Source organism: Pseudomonas sp. B5(2017), assembly GCF_002112825.1.
GTDB classification, from domain to species: domain Bacteria; phylum Pseudomonadota; class Gammaproteobacteria; order Pseudomonadales; family Pseudomonadaceae; genus Aquipseudomonas; species Aquipseudomonas putida_Z.
On sequence record NZ_NEIR01000009.1, the window covers coordinates 106507 to 122363 of the forward strand.

Consider the following 15857-nt stretch of genomic DNA (forward strand, 5'->3'; position numbering starts at 1 on the left):
GCCGCTCCCACAAGTACCGCACCAACCTCAGGGCATGCACCGTACCTGTAGGAGCGGCCTTGTGTCGCGAAAGGGCCGCAAAGCGGCCCCCCAGGAGTCTTACTCCGCCAGTTCGACCAGCACCGTCCCTTCGCTGACCATATCCCCTTCCTGGCAGAACAACGCCTTCACCGTGCCGCCATGCGGCGCGCGAATGCTGTGCTCCATCTTCATGGCCTCCAGCACTACCAGCGCCGTACCTGCTTCCACCACCTGCCCAGGCTCCACCAGCACCCGCACGATGCTGCCGTTCATGGGCGCGCCCAGGCCGCCCTGGTGGCTGTGGCTGGCCTCGGCCTCGGCAATCGGGTCGAAGGCTTCGATGGCATGCATCTCGCCATCCCACTGCAAGTACAACGTGCCACCGCGGCGAATCGCCAGATGCTGGCGTCGCACGCCAGCCTGGTCATGCACCAATTGCTCGCCCAGCAACTGCCAGGTAGACGCAGCGCTGCGTTCCAGGGCAACCGCCTGGTCCTGCCCACCACTCGCCAGGTGCAGGCTGCTGCGCGCCGGCAGGCCCAGGCGCAGGCCGTTGCGCTCGGCCCACGGCGAACTGCGGTCGTCCTCTCGCTGGTGTACGGCCTGGCCCTGCAACCAGGCCTCGGCCGCGGCTTCCCAGAAGCCTGCCGGCAGCGCTCGAGGCGCGGGCAGCAAAACCTCCTGGTGACGCGGAATGAAGCCAGTATCCAACTCCGCTGCAGCAAACGCCGGGTGGGCGAGAATGCGCCGCAGGAAGGCGATGTTGGTCTTCAACCCGCCAATGGCAAACTCGTCGAGCATGGCCAGCAAGCGCAGGCGCGCCTGCTCGCGGTCTTCGCCCCAGGCGATCAGCTTGCCCAGCATCGGGTCGTAGAACGGCGACACCACATCACCTTCGCTGACCCCGCTGTCCACCCGTCGCCCTTCGCCGGCTGCCGACTCGCGGTACAGCGCCAGCTTGCCGGTCGCGGGCAGGAATTCGTTGGCCGGGTCCTCGGCATACAGGCGCACTTCGATGGCATGGCCGATCAGCGGCACCTGTTCCTGGGTGATCGGCAGGGCCTCGCCGCAGGCCACGCGAATCTGCCAGGCCACCAGGTCGAGCCCGGTAATTGCCTCGGTGACCGGGTGCTCCACCTGCAGGCGGGTGTTCATCTCCATGAAGAAGAACTCGCCACGGGCATCTAGCAGGAACTCCACGGTGCCGGCGCCCACGTAGCCGATGGCCTGGGCCGCGCGTACCGCCGCTTCACCCATGGCCCGGCGCAATTCGGCCGACAGGCCTGGCGCAGGGGCTTCTTCCACCACCTTCTGGTGGCGGCGCTGGATCGAACAGTCACGCTCGTTGAGGTACAGGCAGTTGCCGTGCTGGTCGGCGAATACCTGGATTTCCACATGGCGCGGCTTGAGCACGTACTTTTCCACCAGCATGCGCGCATCGCCGAACGACGACTGTGCCTCACGCTGGGCCGAGGCCAGGGCGTCGGCCAGCTGGCTTTCTTCCTCGACCACTTTCATGCCCTTGCCACCGCCGCCGGCGCTGGCCTTGAGCAGCACCGGGTAGCCGATGCGTTCGGCGGCGGCGCGGAAGGTGTCCAGGTCCTGGGCTTCGCCGTGGTAGCCCGGCACCAGTGGCACGCCAGCGGCTTCCATCAGTGCCTTGGCCGCCGACTTGCTGCCCATGGCGTCGATGGCGCTGGCCGGTGGGCCGAGGAAGATCAACCCGGCCTCTTCGATGGCACGGGCAAAGCCTGCGTTTTCGGACAGGAAGCCATAGCCCGGGTGGATGGCCTGGGCGCCGCTGGCCTTGGCTGCGGCCAGCAGCTTGTCGACCAGCAGGTAGCTTTCGGCAGCCTTGGTGCCGCCGAGGTCGACGCGGATATCGGCTTCGCGGCTGTGCCGGGCATCACGGTCGGTGGCGCTGTGCACGGCCACGGTAGTCAGGCCCATGGCCTTGGCGGTGCGCATCACCCGGCAGGCGATTTCGCCGCGGTTGGCGACCAGCAGGGTGGTCAAAGCGGGGCGGCTCATGGGCGCGGCTCCTTCTTGTCGTCGGTTTGCCAGGCGGGGCGGCGTTTTTCCAGGAAGGCGCGCAGGCCCTCCTGGCCTTCGGCGCTGACGCGGATGCGGGCGATGGTGTTTTCGCAGTAGCGGCGCAGGGCCGGGCTGAGTTCACCGTCGTCCACTTCACGCAGCAGGTCCTTGGTGGCGCGCAGTGCTTGCGGGCTGTTTTGCAGCAGGTTGCTCACCCAGGCTTCGACCTGGGCGTCCAGTTCGCTGGCCGGGTAGACCTCGGCCAGCAGGCCCAGCTCGCGGGCCCGCACGCCGCTGAAACGCTCGGCGGTGAGGGCATAGCGGCGCGCGGCACGCTCGCCGATGGCCTTGACCACGAACGGGCTGATCACTGCCGGGGCCAGGCCGATGCGTACTTCCGACAGGCACAGCTGGGCGTCTTCGGCGCCGATGGCCATGTCGCAGCAGCTGATCAGGCCCAGCGCGCCACCAAAGGCCGCGCCTTGCACCACGGCCAGGGTCGGCGCCTTGAGGCGGTGCAGGGCGTACATCAGCTCGCCCAGCTCGCGGGCATCATCCAGGTTGGTGTTGAAGTCCAGCTGCGCCGACTGCTGCATCCAGGCCAGGTCGGCGCCGGCGCTGAAGTGCCGGCCGCGGCCGCGCAGCAGCACGAAGCGCAGGCTGGCGTCCTCCGCCAACTGGTCGAGGGCTATGATCAGTTCGCGGATCATCAAGGCGTTGAACGCGTTGTTCTTGTCCTCGCGGCTCAGCCACAGGGTGGCGAAGCCGCGCGGGTCGCGGATCACTTCGAGGGTGCTGAAATCGCTCATGGGTCACATCCGGAAAATGCCGAAGCGGCTCTGTTCGATCGGTGCGTTCAGCGCGGCGGACAACGCCAGGCCGAGCACGTCGCGGGTCTGTGCCGGGTCGATGACACCGTCGTCCCACAGGCGGGCGCTGGAGTAGTAGGGGTGGCCCTGGTGCTCGTACTGGTCGAGGATCGGCTGCTTGAGCCGGGCTTCGTCTTCGGCGCTGAACGGGTGGCCACTGCGCTCGCTCTGTTCGCGCTTGACCTGGGCCAGCACGCCGGCGGCCTGTTCGGCCCCCATCACGCCAATCCGCGCGTTGGGCCACATCCACAGGAAGCGCGGGTCGTAGGCACGGCCGCACATGCCGTAGTTGCCGGCGCCGAAGCTGCCGCCGATGATCACCGTGAACTTTGGCACCTGGGCGCAGGCCACGGCAGTGACCAGCTTGGCGCCGTGCTTGGCGATGCCGCCTTCTTCGTACTTCTTGCCGACCATGAAGCCGGTGATGTTCTGCAGGAACAGCAGCGGGATGCCGCGCTGGCAGGCCAGTTCGATGAAGTGCGCGCCTTTTTGCGCGGCCTCGGCGAACAGGATGCCGTTGTTGGCGAGGATCGCCACCGGGTAGCCGTGCAGGTGGGCGAAGCCGCACACCAGGGTGGTACCGAACAGCGCCTTGAACTCGTCGAACACCGAGCCGTCGACCAGGCGCGCGATCACCTCGCGCACGTCGAACGGTTGCTTGGCATCGGCCGGCACCACGCCATACAGCTCATCGGCGGCATACAGCGGTGCCACCGGGGCCAGGCGCTGCAGCTTGCCCAGCTTGTGCCAGTTGAGGTTGGCCACGCTGCGTCGGGCCAGGGCCAGGGCGTGTTCGTCGTTGTCGGCATAGTGGTCGGCCACGCCGCTGGTGCGGCAGTGCACATCGGCGCCGCCGAGGTCTTCGGCGCTCACCACTTCACCGGTGGCGGCCTTTACCAGCGGGGGGCCGGCGAGGAAGATGGTCGCTTGCTGGCGCACCATGATCGCTTCGTCGGCCATCGCGGGCACGTAGGCACCGCCGGCAGTGCACGAGCCCATCACCACGGCAATCTGCGGAATGCCCAGTGCGCTCATGTTGGCCTGGTTGAAGAAGATCCGCCCGAAGTGTTCGCGGTCGGGGAACACTTCGTCCTGGCGTGGCAGGTTGGCGCCGCCGGAGTCCACCAGGTAGATGCACGGCAGGCGGTTCTGCAGGGCGATGGTCTGCGCACGCAGGTGCTTCTTCACCGTCAGCGGGTAGTAGGAACCGCCTTTGACCGTGGCGTCGTTGGCCACGATCATGCATTCCACGCCTTCGACGCGGCCGATGCCGGCGATCACGCCCGCAGCGGGCACGTCTTCGCCATATACCTCATGGGCAGCCAGTTGGCCGATTTCGAGGAACGGCGAGCCCGGGTCCAGCAGGCGGTCGATACGCTCGCGCGGCAGCAGCTTGCCACGCGAAGTGTGCCGCTCCTGAGCCTTGGGCCCACCGCCCTGGGCCACTTGGGCGAGCAGGCCGCGCAGGGCCTGGACCTGTTCGAGCATGGCCGCGCTGTTGCCGGCGAACTCCGCCGAACGCGGGTTGATCTGGGTGTGCAAGGTAGCCATGTGCGCCCGTCCCTTGTGCTCAGCGGGTTTCGTTGAACAGTTCGCGGCCGATCAGCATCCGGCGGATTTCGCTGGTGCCGGCACCGATCTCGTACAGCTTGGCGTCGCGCAGCAGGCGGCCTGCCGGGAATTCGTTGATATAGCCGTTGCCGCCGAGAATCTGGATCGCCTCCAGGGCCATTTGCGTGGCGCGCTCGGCGGTGTACAGGATCACCCCGGCGGCGTCCTTGCGGGTGGTCTCGCCACGGTCGCAGGCCTGGGCCACGGCATACAGGTAGGCGCGGCTGGCGTTGAGCTGGGTGTACATGTCGGCGATCTTGCCCTGGATCAGCTGGAACTCGCCGATGCTCTGGCCGAACTGCTTGCGGTCGTGAATGTAGGGCACCACCAGGTCCATGCAGCTTTGCATGATGCCGGTCGGGCCGCCGGACAGTACCACCCGCTCGTAGTCCAGGCCGCTCATCAGCACCCGCACGCCACCATTGAGCTGGCCGAGGATGTTTTCTTCCGGTACTTCGACGCCGTCGAAGAACAGCTCGCAGGTGTTGGAACCACGCATGCCCAGCTTGTCGAACTTGTTGCTGCGGCTGAAGCCTTTCCAGTCACGCTCGACGATGAACGCGGTGATGCCGTGCGCGCCCTTTTCCAGGTCGGTCTTGGCGTAGATCACGTAGGTGTTGGCGTCCGGGCCGTTGGTGATCCAGGTCTTGCTGCCGTTGAGCACGTAGTGGTCGCCGCGCTTTTCCGCGCGCAGCTTCATCGACACCACGTCGGAACCGGCGTTGGGCTCGCTCATGGCCAGGGCGCCGATGTGCTCGCCGCTGATCAGCTTGGGCAGGTACTTGAGCTTCTGCTCGTGGCTGCCGTTGCGGTTGATCTGGTTGACGCAGAGGTTGGAGTGGGCACCGTAGGACAGGGCCACCGAGGCCGAGCCACGGCTGATTTCTTCCATCGACACCACGTGGGCCAGGTAGCCCAGGCCGGCACCGCCGTATTCTTCCGGCACGGTGATGCCCAGCAGGCCCATGTCGCCGAACTTGCGCCACATGTCGGCCGGGAACAGGTTGTCGTGGTCGATTTGCGCGGCGCGCGGGGCCAGTTCGGCGGCGACGAAGGTGCGCACCTGGTCGCGGAGCATGTCGATGGTTTCGCCCAGGGCGAAGTTCAGGGTGGGGTAATGCATGCTGGGGGCACCTTCTTGTTCTTGAAATTGGGTAACACCGTAGCTCAAGGGCTATCCACCCGCTCCCACAGGGTCGGTGGTGCGCCGACAAACCCGATGTCGTTTTCACCTTTACGTTAACGTAAACCTGCATGCGCTTACTGTCAATCGACTCATCACCTTTACGTAAACGTAAATCTGCGCCAGAGTATTCCCGCTTGCTTCAGTCGTGCCCAGAACAACCACAAGAAGGGACACCCATGAGTCAACCAAGCTATACCCGCGGTCGCCAGGACCAAGCCTTGCTGACCCAGACCATCGGCCAGGCCTTCGACGCCACCGTGGCCCGTTGTGCCGACGGCGAGGCCCTGGTGTCGCACCATCAGGGCCTGCGCTACAGCTGGCGGCAGTTGGCCGAGCAGGTCGAGGTGCATGCTCGTGCCCTGATGACCCTGGGCGTGAACACCGGCGATCGGGTCGGCATCTGGTCGCCCAACTGCGCCCAGTGGTGCATCCTGCAGTTGGCCAGCGCCAAGGTCGGCGCGATTCTGGTCAACATCAACCCGGCCTACCGCGTGGGCGAGCTGGAATACGTGCTGCGCCAGTCCGGTTGCCGCTGGCTGGTGTGTGCCGATGCCTTCAAGACGTCTGACTACCACGCCATGGTCCAGGAGCTGGCGCCGGAGCTGGCCAGCGCCACCCCCGGTGAAATGGCCAGTGAACGCCTGCCCGACCTGCGCGGTGTGGTCAGCCTGGCCGCCAACCCGCCGGCAGGCTTCCTGCCTTGGCAAGCGCTGGCCGCGCGGGCAGGGCAGACCTGCGTCGAGGCTTACGCGAAGCGCCAGCAAAGCCTGCAGTTCGACCAGCCGGTGAACATCCAGTACACCTCCGGCACCACCGGCGCACCGAAGGGCGCCACGCTCAGCCACTACAACATCCTCAACAACGGCTTCATGGTCGGCGAAAGCCTGGGCCTGACCGCACGCGACCGCATGGTGATCCCGGTGCCGCTGTACCACTGCTTCGGCATGGTCATGGCCAACCTCGGCTGCATCACCCACGGCAGCACCATGATCTACCCCAACGACGCCTTCGACGCCGAGCTCACCCTGCGCGCCGTGGCCGAAGAGCGCGCCAGCATTCTCTATGGCGTACCAACCATGTTCATCGCCATGCTCGACCACCCCGCGCGCGCGCAAATGGACCTGTCGACCCTGCGCAGCGGCATCATGGCCGGCGCCACCTGCCCGATCGAGGTGATGCGCCGGGTCATCGACCAGATGCACATGGCCGAAGTGCAGATCGCCTACGGCATGACCGAAACCAGCCCGGTGTCGCTGCAGACCGGCCCGGACGACGACCTGGAGCTGCGCGTGACCACCGTCGGCCGCACCCAGCCGCAGCTGGAGAACAAGCTGGTGGACGCAGACGGCTGCATCGTCCCGCGCGGCGAGATCGGCGAGCTGTGCACCCGCGGCTACAGCGTGATGCTCGGCTACTGGGACAACCCCCAGGCCACGGCAGATGCCATCGACCCAGCCGGCTGGATGCATTCGGGCGACCTGGCGGTGATGGACGAGCACGGCTACGTGCGCATTGTCGGGCGCAACAAGGACATGATCATTCGCGGCGGCGAGAACATCTACCCGCGTGAACTGGAAGAGTTCTTCTACACCCACCCGGCGGTAGCTGATGCGCAGGTGATCGGCATCCCGTGCAGCCGTTATGGCGAGGAGATCGTCGCCTGGATCAAGCTGCACCCGGGGCACAGTGCCACGGTCGAGGAACTGCAGGGCTGGTGCAAGGCGCGCATTGCCCACTTCAAGGTGCCGCGGCATATCCGCTTTGTCGACGAGTACCCGATGACGGTGACCGGCAAGGTGCAGAAGTTCCGCATGCGGGAGATCAGTGTGGCGGAGATATCGGCTTCAACTGCTGGTTGATGCATTGATGCTGCCGGCCCTTTCGCGGGTGAACCCGCTCCCACAGGGACCGCGCCGACCTCGAACGCGGCGCTGTACCTGTGGGAGCGGGTTCACCCGCGAAAGGGCCGGTCCTGCCTATGTCGATCCTGGTCTACCCTTAAGCCTTCACCGGTGGTTCCTGGCTCGGCGGGTCACCCACCGTCGGCGGCACGGTCGGCTTGATCGGCAGCTCGTCCGGGTCTTCCTCCGGCACGGGCGGCGGCAGGCTCGGGTCGTCGATGTTGGGATCGGGAGTCTCCGGTGGAATGGGAATGTTCATGGCCTGACCTCGCTTGGGTAATTGAAGAGGTGCTGCAGGCTTCGACCCCTGGCAGCTGCCGTTCGCTCAATTTTTTTGAACCCCACGCCTGTGCCCGGCTCTGAACCCTTACCGCCACCAGCCTGAGGGAGCAAGGTCCGATGTCACGAAACGAGCCCTTCGAAAGCGTGCCCATGGCCAACGATCACCCGGACCAGGCCATCAGCCTGTCCCAGGCGCTGCTGGCGCCGCGCATCGTGATCGAAGACACCCAACCCGTGCTCGAAGCCGGCACCTTCGCCGCCAAGGCCATCAGCGGCCAACCGGTGGCGGTCAGCAGCAAGGTCTACAGCGACGGCCACGACCGCCTGGCGGTGATGCTCAACTGGCGCCAGGCCCACAGCCGGCGCTGGCATTGCATACCCATGCACTCGCCGGGCAACGACCTGTGGCTGGCCGAGTTCACCCCCACCGAACTGGGCCCGCACCTGTTCAGCATCGAGGCCTGGATCGACCCGTTCGCTACCTATTGCCACGACCTGGAGAAGAAGTACCACGCCGGTGTCGAGGTCCGTCTGGAGCTGGAAGAAGGCCGATTGATGCTGGGCAAGGGCATCGAGCTGTGCAACGGTGCCTTGCGCGAGGAGCTCCAGGCCTTGCAGCAGCGCCTGCCCACGCTGAATGCCGATGACCAGGTGGCGCTGTTTCTCGACCCCGCCACCGCCCGCCTGATGAGCGATGCCGAACACCGCAGCTACCTGGCCCGCAGCCGTGAATTCCCCGTCGATGTCGACCGCCCGGCCGCGCAGTTCGCCAGCTGGTACGAGCTGTTCCCGCGCTCGATCACCGACAGCCCCGAGCGCCACGGTACCTTCAATGATGTGCACGAGCGCCTGCCGATGATCCGCGACATGGGCTTCGACGTGCTGTACTTCCCGCCCATCCACCCCATCGGCATGCAGCACCGCAAGGGCCGCAATAATGCCCTCACGGCAGAGCCCGGCGACCCGGGCAGCCCGTATGCCATCGGCAGCGCGGAAGGCGGCCACGAGGCGATTCACCCGCAGCTGGGCAGCCGCGACGACTTCCGCCGCCTGGTGGCCGCAGCGGCCGAGCATGGCCTGGAAATCGCCCTCGACTTCGCCATCCAGTGCTCCCAGGACCACCCCTGGCTCAAGCAGCACCCCGGCTGGTTCAGCTGGCGACCGGACGGCACCATCCGCTATGCCGAGAACCCACCGAAGAAGTACCAGGACATCGTCAACGTCGATTTCTATGCACCCGAGGCCGTGCCCTCGTTGTGGCTGGCCTTGCGCGACGTGGTGGTCGGCTGGGTCGAGGAGGGGGTGAAAACCTTCCGCGTCGACAACCCGCACACCAAGCCACTGCCGTTCTGGCAATGGCTGATCGCCAATGTGCGCAGCCGGCACCCCGAGGTCATCTTCCTCGCCGAAGCCTTCACCAAGCCGGCGATGATGGCCCGCCTGGGCAAGGTCGGTTACGCGCAGAGCTATACCTACTTCACCTGGCGCAACCACAAACAGGAACTGCGCGAGTACTTCGAGCAGCTCAACCAGCCGCCATGGAGCCAGTGCTACCGGCCCAACTTCTTCGTCAACACCCCCGACATCAACCCGTACTTCCTGCACACCTCCGGCCGTGCCGGCTTCCTCATCCGCGCGGCGCTGGCCACCATGGGTTCGGGGCTGTGGGGCATGTACTCGGGCTTCGAACTGTGCGAAGGCACACCGCTGCCGGGCAAGGAGGAGTACCTGGATTCGGAGAAGTACGAAATTCGCCCACGCGACTTCAGCCAGCCCGGCAACATCATTGCCGAGATCGCCCAGCTCAACCGTATCCGCCGGCAGAACCGCGCCTTGCAGACCCACCTGGGCGTGGCGTTCTTCAACTGCTGGAACGACAACATCCTGTACTTCGCCAAGCGCACGCCCGAGCGCGACAACTACATCCTGGTGGCAATCAGCCTCGACCCGCACAACGCCCAGGAGGCGCATTTCGAGCTGCCGCTGTGGGAGCTGGGGCTGGATGACAACGCCGAAACCCAGGGTGAAGATCTGATGAACGGCCATCGCTGGTCGTGGTACGGCAGGACCCAATGGATGCGCATCGAACCCTGGCATCTGCCGTTCGGTATCTGGCGCATCGAAAAGGCCCGTTAGCCAGGTACACGCCATCCCCTGTGGGAGCGGGCGTGCCCGCGAAGCAGGCGCCGCGGAGCATGGCACCGGCTTCGCCGGTGTTCGCGGGCACGCCCGCTCCCACAGGGGTCGTGTCAAGTCAGTTGCTTGTGCATCAGGGCCAGAGCAACCAGGAATTGAAAGGAGTCGCACATGGCCAAGCGTTCCCGCCCGGCAGCCTTCATCGACGACCCGCTGTGGTACAAGGACGCCGTCATCTACCAGCTGCACATCAAGTCGTTCTTCGATTCGAACAACGACGGCATCGGCGATTTCGCCGGCCTGATCAGCAAGCTCGACTACATTGCCGAGCTGGGCGTCAACACCCTGTGGCTGCTGCCGTTCTATCCCTCGCCACGCCGCGACGACGGCTACGACATCGCCGAATACAAGGCCGTGCACCCCGACTACGGCAACCTGGCCGATGCCCGCCGCTTCATCGCCGAGGCGCACAAACGCGGCCTGCGGGTAATCACCGAGCTGGTCATCAACCACACCAGCGACCAGCATCCCTGGTTCCAGCGCGCCCGCCATGCCAAGCGCGGCAGCAAGGCACGGGACTTCTACGTGTGGTCGGATGACGACCAGAAGTACGACGGCACGCGCATCATCTTCCTCGACACCGAGAAGTCCAACTGGACCTGGGACCCGGTCGCCGGCCAGTACTTCTGGCACCGCTTCTACTCGCACCAGCCCGACCTCAACTTCGACAACCCGCAAGTGCTCAAGGCTGTGATCGGGGTGATGCGCTTCTGGCTGGACCTGGGTGTCGATGGCCTGCGCCTGGACGCCATCCCCTACCTGATCGAGCGCGATGGCACCAACAACGAGAACCTTGCCGAAACCCACGACGTGCTCAAGGCGATCCGCGCCGAAATCGACGCCAACTACCCCGACCGCATGCTGCTGGCCGAGGCCAACCAATGGCCCGAGGACACCCGCCCGTACTTTGGCGAAGGCGAGGGCGACGAATGCCACATGGCCTTCCACTTCCCGTTGATGCCGCGCATGTACATGGCCCTGGCCATGGAAGACCGCTTCCCGATCACCGACATCCTGCGCCAGACCCCGGAAATCCCCGCCAACTGCCAATGGGCGATCTTCCTGCGCAACCACGATGAGCTGACCCTGGAAATGGTCACCGACCGCGAGCGCGACTACCTGTGGAACTACTACGCCGAAGACCGCCGCGCCCGCATCAACCTGGGCATCCGCCGCCGCCTGGCGCCGTTGCTGCAGCGTGACCGGCGGCGCATCGAACTGCTCACCAGCCTGCTGCTGTCGATGCCCGGCACGCCCACCCTGTACTACGGCGACGAACTGGGCATGGGCGACAACATCTACCTGGGCGACCGCGACGGTGTGCGCACGCCCATGCAATGGTCGCCGGACCGCAACGGCGGTTTCTCCCGCGCCGACCCGCAGCGCCTGGTGCTGCCGCCGATCATGGACCCGCTGTACGGCTACCAGACCGTCAACGTCGAAGCCCAGGCCAACGACCCGCACTCGCTGCTGAACTGGACCCGGCGCATGCTGGCGGTGCGCAAGCAGCAAAAGGCCTTCGGCCGCGGCAGCCTGCGCACCCTCACGCCGAACAACCGGCGCATCCTCGCCTACTTGCGCGAGTACACCGACGCCGATGGCAACACCGAAGTCATCCTGTGCGTGGCCAACGTTTCCCGCGCCGCCCAGGCGGCTGAACTGGAATTGTCACAATACGCCGACAAAGTACCGGTGGAGATGCTCGGCGGCAGCGCTTTCCCGCCAATCGGGCAACTGCCGTTCCTGCTGACCTTGCCACCCTACGCCTTCTACTGGTTCCTGCTGGCCAGCCACGATCGCATGCCCAGCTGGCACATCCAGGCCACCGAGGGGTTACCCGAATTGACCACACTGGTATTGCGCAAACGCCTGGAAGAACTGCTGGAGGCCCCCTCCAGCGATACCCTGCAAAGCGCCATCCTGCCGCAGTACCTGCCCAAGCGGCGCTGGTTCGCCGGCAAGGAAGGGCCGATCGACCAGGTGCGCCTGTGCTACGGCGTGCGTTTCGGCACATCGACCACACCGGTGCTGCTTAGTGAAATCGAAGTGCTCAGCGACGGTGTGGCCAACCGCTACCAACTGCCGTTCGGCCTGCTGCCCGAAGAGCAGATCAGTACCGCGTTGCCACAACAGCTGGCCCTGTCACGGGTGCGTCGTGCCCATCAGGTTGGCCTGATCACTGACGCCTTCGTCCTCGAGCCATTCATCCGCGCGGTGCTGCGTGCCTGTGAGGGCGGTATGCATCTGCCTTGTGGCAACGGCGAGGGCGAGCTGCGCTTCGAAAGCACGCAGCAACTGGTGGGCCTGGCGTTGAACGACGAAAGCAGCGTGCGCTACCTCAGCGCCGAGCAGTCCAACAGCTCGGTGGTGATCGGCGACCAGGTGGTGCTCAAGCTGATTCGCCGGGTCAACCCGGGTGTGCACCCAGAGCTGGAAATGAGTGCCTACCTGACCGCCGCAGGCTTTGCCAACATTTCGCCGCTGCTGGCCTGGGTCAGCCGGGTGGATGAGCAGGGTGCGCCACACTTGCTGATGATCGCCCAGGGCTACCTGAGCAACCAGGGCGACGCCTGGGCCTGGACCCAGAACACCCTGGAGCGGGCCATCCGCGACCAGATGGAACCTTCCAGCCTCGACGCCGATGCGCACACCGATGCACTGGCCGAACTCACCGGCTTTGCCGCCTTGCTCGGCCAGCGCCTGGGCGAGATGCATCTGCTGCTGGCTGCACCGACCAATGACGAGGCCTTTCAGCCGCGCCCGAGCGATGCCGACGACAGCGAACGCTGGAGTGCGCAGATCAGCGCCGAACTCACCCATGCCCTCGACCTGCTGGCCCAGCACCGCGACAGCCTCGACAGCGAAAGCCAGGCGCTGGTCGACGACTTGCAGCAACAGCGCGACGGCCTGGCCCAGCACATCGCCAACCTGACCCGCCAGGCCCAGGGCGGCCTGCTGATGCGCGTGCACGGCGACCTGCACCTGGGCCAGGTGTTGGTGGTGCAGGGCGACGCCTACCTCATCGATTTCGAAGGTGAACCGGCCCGGCCGCTGCAAGAGCGTCGGGCAAGACACAGCCCGTACAAGGATGTCAGCGGCGTGCTGCGATCCTTCGACTATGCTGCTGCCATGATCTTGCGCAGCGCGTCTGCGGTCGACCTTTCCGACCCGGCGCGCCAAGCCCGGCAACGGGTTGCCAGGCAGTACCTGCACCAATCGCGGCATGCCTTTGTCGAAGCCTATGGCCTGGCCACCGCGGCCATGCCCCACGCCTGGCAACAGGCCGAGGGCGAGCGTGCCGCACTGGAGCTGTTCTGCCTGGAAAAAGCTGCCTACGAAATCACATACGAAGCCGAGAACCGTCCGAGCTGGCTGGCCGTGCCTTTGCATGGCCTGCATGGACTGATCAGTACCTGGGGAGAGTCATAGATGAATGCAACCACGCGTGAAAACGGCGGCCTTCGGCAACGGGACCTCGACGCCCTGGCCCGCGCCGAGCACGCCGATCCATTTGCGGTACTCGGCCCCCATGGCGACGGCGCGGGCGGGCAGGTGGTCCGCACCTTCCTGCCCAATGCCCTGAATGTGCGCATCCTGGCCCGGCATGACGGGCGCATCCTCGCCGAAATGGAGCAGGGCAGCCTGCCGGGGCTGTTCACCGCGCACCTCGATGAGGCACACCCGTACCTGCTGCAGATCGGCTGGGCCGGTGGCGAGCAGATTACCGAAGACCCCTACAGCTTCGGCCCGCAACTGGGCGACATGGACCTGTACCTGTTTGCCGAAGGCAACCACCGCGACCTGTCCGGGCGCTTCGGCGCCCAGCCTATCCAGGTCGATGGTGTCGACGGCGTGTGTTTCTCGGTGTGGGCGCCGAACGCGCGGCGGGTGTCGGTGGTGGGTGACTTCAACAACTGGGATGGCCGCCGCCACCCCATGCGCCTGCGCCACAGCGCCGGGGTGTGGGAGCTGTTCGTGCCGCGCCTGGGCGTGGGCGAAACCTACAAGTTCGAGGTGCTGGGCAAGGACGGCATACTGCCCCTGAAGGCCGACCCGCTGGCGCGTGCCACCGAACTGCCGCCGAGCACCGCCTCCAAGGTAGCGGGGGCGCTCAGCCACGACTGGCAAGACCACGACTGGATGGCGCAACGCGCGCAGCGCCATGCCTACAGCGCGCCGCTGTCGATCTACGAGCTGCACCCGGGGTCGTGGCGCTGCGAACTGGACGAGGCGGGCGAGGTCGGGCGCTATTACAACTGGCGCGAGCTGGCCGAGCGCCTGGTGCCCTACGTTCAGGAGCTGGGCTTCACCCATATCGAACTGCTGCCGATCATGGAGCACCCGTTCGGCGGCTCCTGGGGCTACCAGCCGCTGTCGCTGTTCGCGCCCACCTCGCGCTACGGCAGCGCCGAGGACTTCGCCGCCTTCATCGACGCCTGCCACCAGGGCGGCATTGGCGTGCTGCTCGACTGGGTGCCAGCGCATTTCCCCACCGATGAACACGGCCTGGCGCGTTTCGACGGCACCGCCCTGTACGAATACGACAACCCCCTGGAGGGCTACCACCAGGACTGGAACACGTTGATCTACAACCTTGGCCGCAACGAAGTGCGCGGCTTCATGATGGCCTCGGCGCTGCACTGGCTGAAGCACTTCCACATCGATGGCCTGCGTGTCGATGCAGTGGCCTCGATGCTGTACCGCGACTATTCGCGCAAGGCCGGCGAATGGGTGCCCAACCGCCACGGCGGGCGCGAGAACCTGGAGGCCATCGACTTCATCCGCCACCTCAACGGCGTGGCGGCCCACGAGGCCCCGGGCGCGCTGATCATCGCCGAGGAATCCACCGCCTGGCCCGGCGTCAGCCAGCCGACCCAACAGGGCGGCCTGGGCTTTGCCTACAAGTGGAACATGGGCTGGATGCACGACACCTTGCATTACATCCAGAACGACCCGGTGCACCGCACCTATCACCACAACGAGATGAGCTTCGGGCTGATCTATGCCTATTCCGAGCACTTCATCCTGCCCATCTCCCACGACGAAGTGGTGCACGGCAAGCATTCGCTGATCGACAAGATGCCCGGCGACCGCTGGCAGAAGTTCGCCAACCTGCGTGCCTACCTCACCTTCATGTGGGCGCATCCGGGCAAGAAGCTGCTGTTCATGGGCTGCGAATTCGGCCAGTGGCGCGAGTGGGACCACGATGGCGAGCTGGACTGGTACCTGCTGCAGTACCCTGAGCACCAGGGCGTACAGCGCCTGGTCGGCGACCTCAACCGCCTGTACCGCGAGGTGCCGGCGTTGCACGAGCAGGATTGCCAGCCGCAGGGGTTCCAGTGGCTGATTGGTGACGATGCGCAGAACAGCGTGTATGCCTGGCTGCGCTGGAGCAGCAGTGGCGAGCCGGTACTGGTGGTGGCCAACTTCACCCCGGTGCCGCGCGAGGGGTATCGCATTGGCGTGCCGTTTGGTGAGCGCTGGCAGGAGCTGTTGAACAGTGACGCAGAGCTGTATGCCGGGTCCAATGTCGGCAACCTGGGGGTGGTGGAGAGTAACGAGATTGCCAGCCATGGCCAGCCGCAGTCGCTGGCCCTGAACCTGCCGCCGCTTGGGGTTCTGATAATGAAACCAGCCTGATGTGTTGCTTGTACTGGCCTCTTCGCGGGTAAACCCGCTCCCACAGGTATTGCACAAGCTTCAGACCCTGTGCGGTCCTTGTGGGAGCGGGTTCACCCGCGAAAGGGCCGAACCTGC

At 65.8% G+C, this 15857-nt stretch carries 9 protein-coding genes; 4 read left to right on the plus strand and 5 right to left on the minus strand.

All coding sequences use genetic code 11. From position 1 onward, the window contains the following. Positions 1-99: 99 nt before the first annotated feature. The 4 genes from CAG00_RS15290 to CAG00_RS15305 are packed head-to-tail and all read right to left on the minus strand — an operon-like array spanning position 100 to position 5658. Complete coding sequence (locus tag CAG00_RS15290) at positions 100-2052, minus strand: acetyl/propionyl/methylcrotonyl-CoA carboxylase subunit alpha (RefSeq protein WP_085664646.1); 1953 nt, start codon at positions 2050-2052, stop codon at positions 100-102. Beyond that, positions 2049-2864, minus strand: coding sequence for a gamma-carboxygeranoyl-CoA hydratase (locus tag CAG00_RS15295; protein WP_085664647.1), 816 nt, complete (start codon positions 2862-2864; stop codon positions 2049-2051). The genes CAG00_RS15290 and CAG00_RS15295 overlap by 4 nt, the downstream gene beginning before the upstream one ends. A 3-nt stretch (positions 2865-2867) precedes the next feature. Continuing rightward, a complete protein-coding gene (locus CAG00_RS15300) occupies positions 2868-4475 on the minus strand; it encodes a carboxyl transferase domain-containing protein (protein WP_013973340.1) in 1608 nt (535 codons plus the stop codon). Between the two features lie 19 nt (positions 4476-4494). Then, positions 4495-5658 carry an isovaleryl-CoA dehydrogenase gene (locus tag CAG00_RS15305; RefSeq protein ID WP_013973339.1) on the minus strand — a complete coding sequence of 388 codons (1164 nt, stop codon included), beginning with the start codon at positions 5656-5658 and terminating at the stop codon, positions 4495-4497. A 239-nt stretch (positions 5659-5897) separates the two neighbouring features. Here CAG00_RS15305 and CAG00_RS15310 point away from each other — a divergent pair, with 239 nt between their 5' ends. Beyond that, positions 5898-7580 (plus strand): AMP-binding protein, encoded by a 1683-nt coding sequence (locus tag CAG00_RS15310; protein WP_085664648.1) that lies wholly within the window; start codon positions 5898-5900, stop codon positions 7578-7580. A 139-nt stretch (positions 7581-7719) separates the two neighbouring features. On the opposite strand, the gene CAG00_RS28805 is transcribed toward CAG00_RS15310, so the two are convergent. After that, positions 7720-7881: a hypothetical protein gene (locus tag CAG00_RS28805; protein ID WP_003251307.1), complete on the minus strand. Its 162-nt coding sequence runs from the start codon at positions 7879-7881 to the stop codon at positions 7720-7722. A gap of 140 nt (positions 7882-8021) precedes the next feature. Here CAG00_RS28805 and CAG00_RS15315 point away from each other — a divergent pair, with 140 nt between their 5' ends. The 3 genes from CAG00_RS15315 to glgB all read left to right on the plus strand — a co-directional run bounded on the left by CAG00_RS15315 (position 8022) and on the right by glgB (position 15740). Then, a complete protein-coding gene (locus tag CAG00_RS15315) occupies positions 8022-10040 on the plus strand; it encodes an alpha-1,4-glucan--maltose-1-phosphate maltosyltransferase (protein WP_085664649.1) in 2019 nt (672 codons plus the stop codon). Between the two features lie 171 nt (positions 10041-10211). Next, positions 10212-13529, plus strand: a complete 3318-nt coding sequence (gene treS / locus CAG00_RS15320) for a maltose alpha-D-glucosyltransferase (protein ID WP_085664650.1) — start codon at positions 10212-10214, stop codon at positions 13527-13529. After that, on the plus strand, positions 13530-15740 hold the full coding sequence (glgB, locus tag CAG00_RS15325) for a 1,4-alpha-glucan branching protein GlgB (RefSeq protein WP_085664651.1): 2211 nt from the start codon (positions 13530-13532) through the stop codon (positions 15738-15740). The last annotated feature ends 117 nt before the right edge of the window (positions 15741-15857 follow it).

Excerpts from the sequence above, each read along its gene's own strand:
- CAG00_RS15290 (WP_085664646.1), bottom strand. The coding sequence starts at position 2,052 with ATGAGCCGCCCCGCTTTGACCACCCTGCTGGTCGCCAACCGCGGCGAA.
- CAG00_RS15295 (WP_085664647.1), bottom strand. The coding sequence starts at position 2,864 with ATGAGCGATTTCAGCACCCTCGAAGTGATCCGCGACCCGCGCGGCTTC.
- CAG00_RS15300 (WP_013973340.1), bottom strand. The coding sequence starts at position 4,475 with ATGGCTACCTTGCACACCCAGATCAACCCGCGTTCGGCGGAGTTCGCC.
- CAG00_RS15305 (WP_013973339.1), bottom strand. The coding sequence starts at position 5,658 with ATGCATTACCCCACCCTGAACTTCGCCCTGGGCGAAACCATCGACATG.
- CAG00_RS15310 (WP_085664648.1), top strand. The coding sequence starts at position 5,898 with ATGAGTCAACCAAGCTATACCCGCGGTCGCCAGGACCAAGCCTTGCTG.
- CAG00_RS28805 (WP_003251307.1), bottom strand. The coding sequence starts at position 7,881 with ATGAACATTCCCATTCCACCGGAGACTCCCGATCCCAACATCGACGAC.
- CAG00_RS15315 (WP_085664649.1), top strand. The coding sequence starts at position 8,022 with ATGTCACGAAACGAGCCCTTCGAAAGCGTGCCCATGGCCAACGATCAC.
- treS (WP_085664650.1), top strand. The coding sequence starts at position 10,212 with ATGGCCAAGCGTTCCCGCCCGGCAGCCTTCATCGACGACCCGCTGTGG.
- glgB (WP_085664651.1), top strand. The coding sequence starts at position 13,530 with ATGAATGCAACCACGCGTGAAAACGGCGGCCTTCGGCAACGGGACCTC.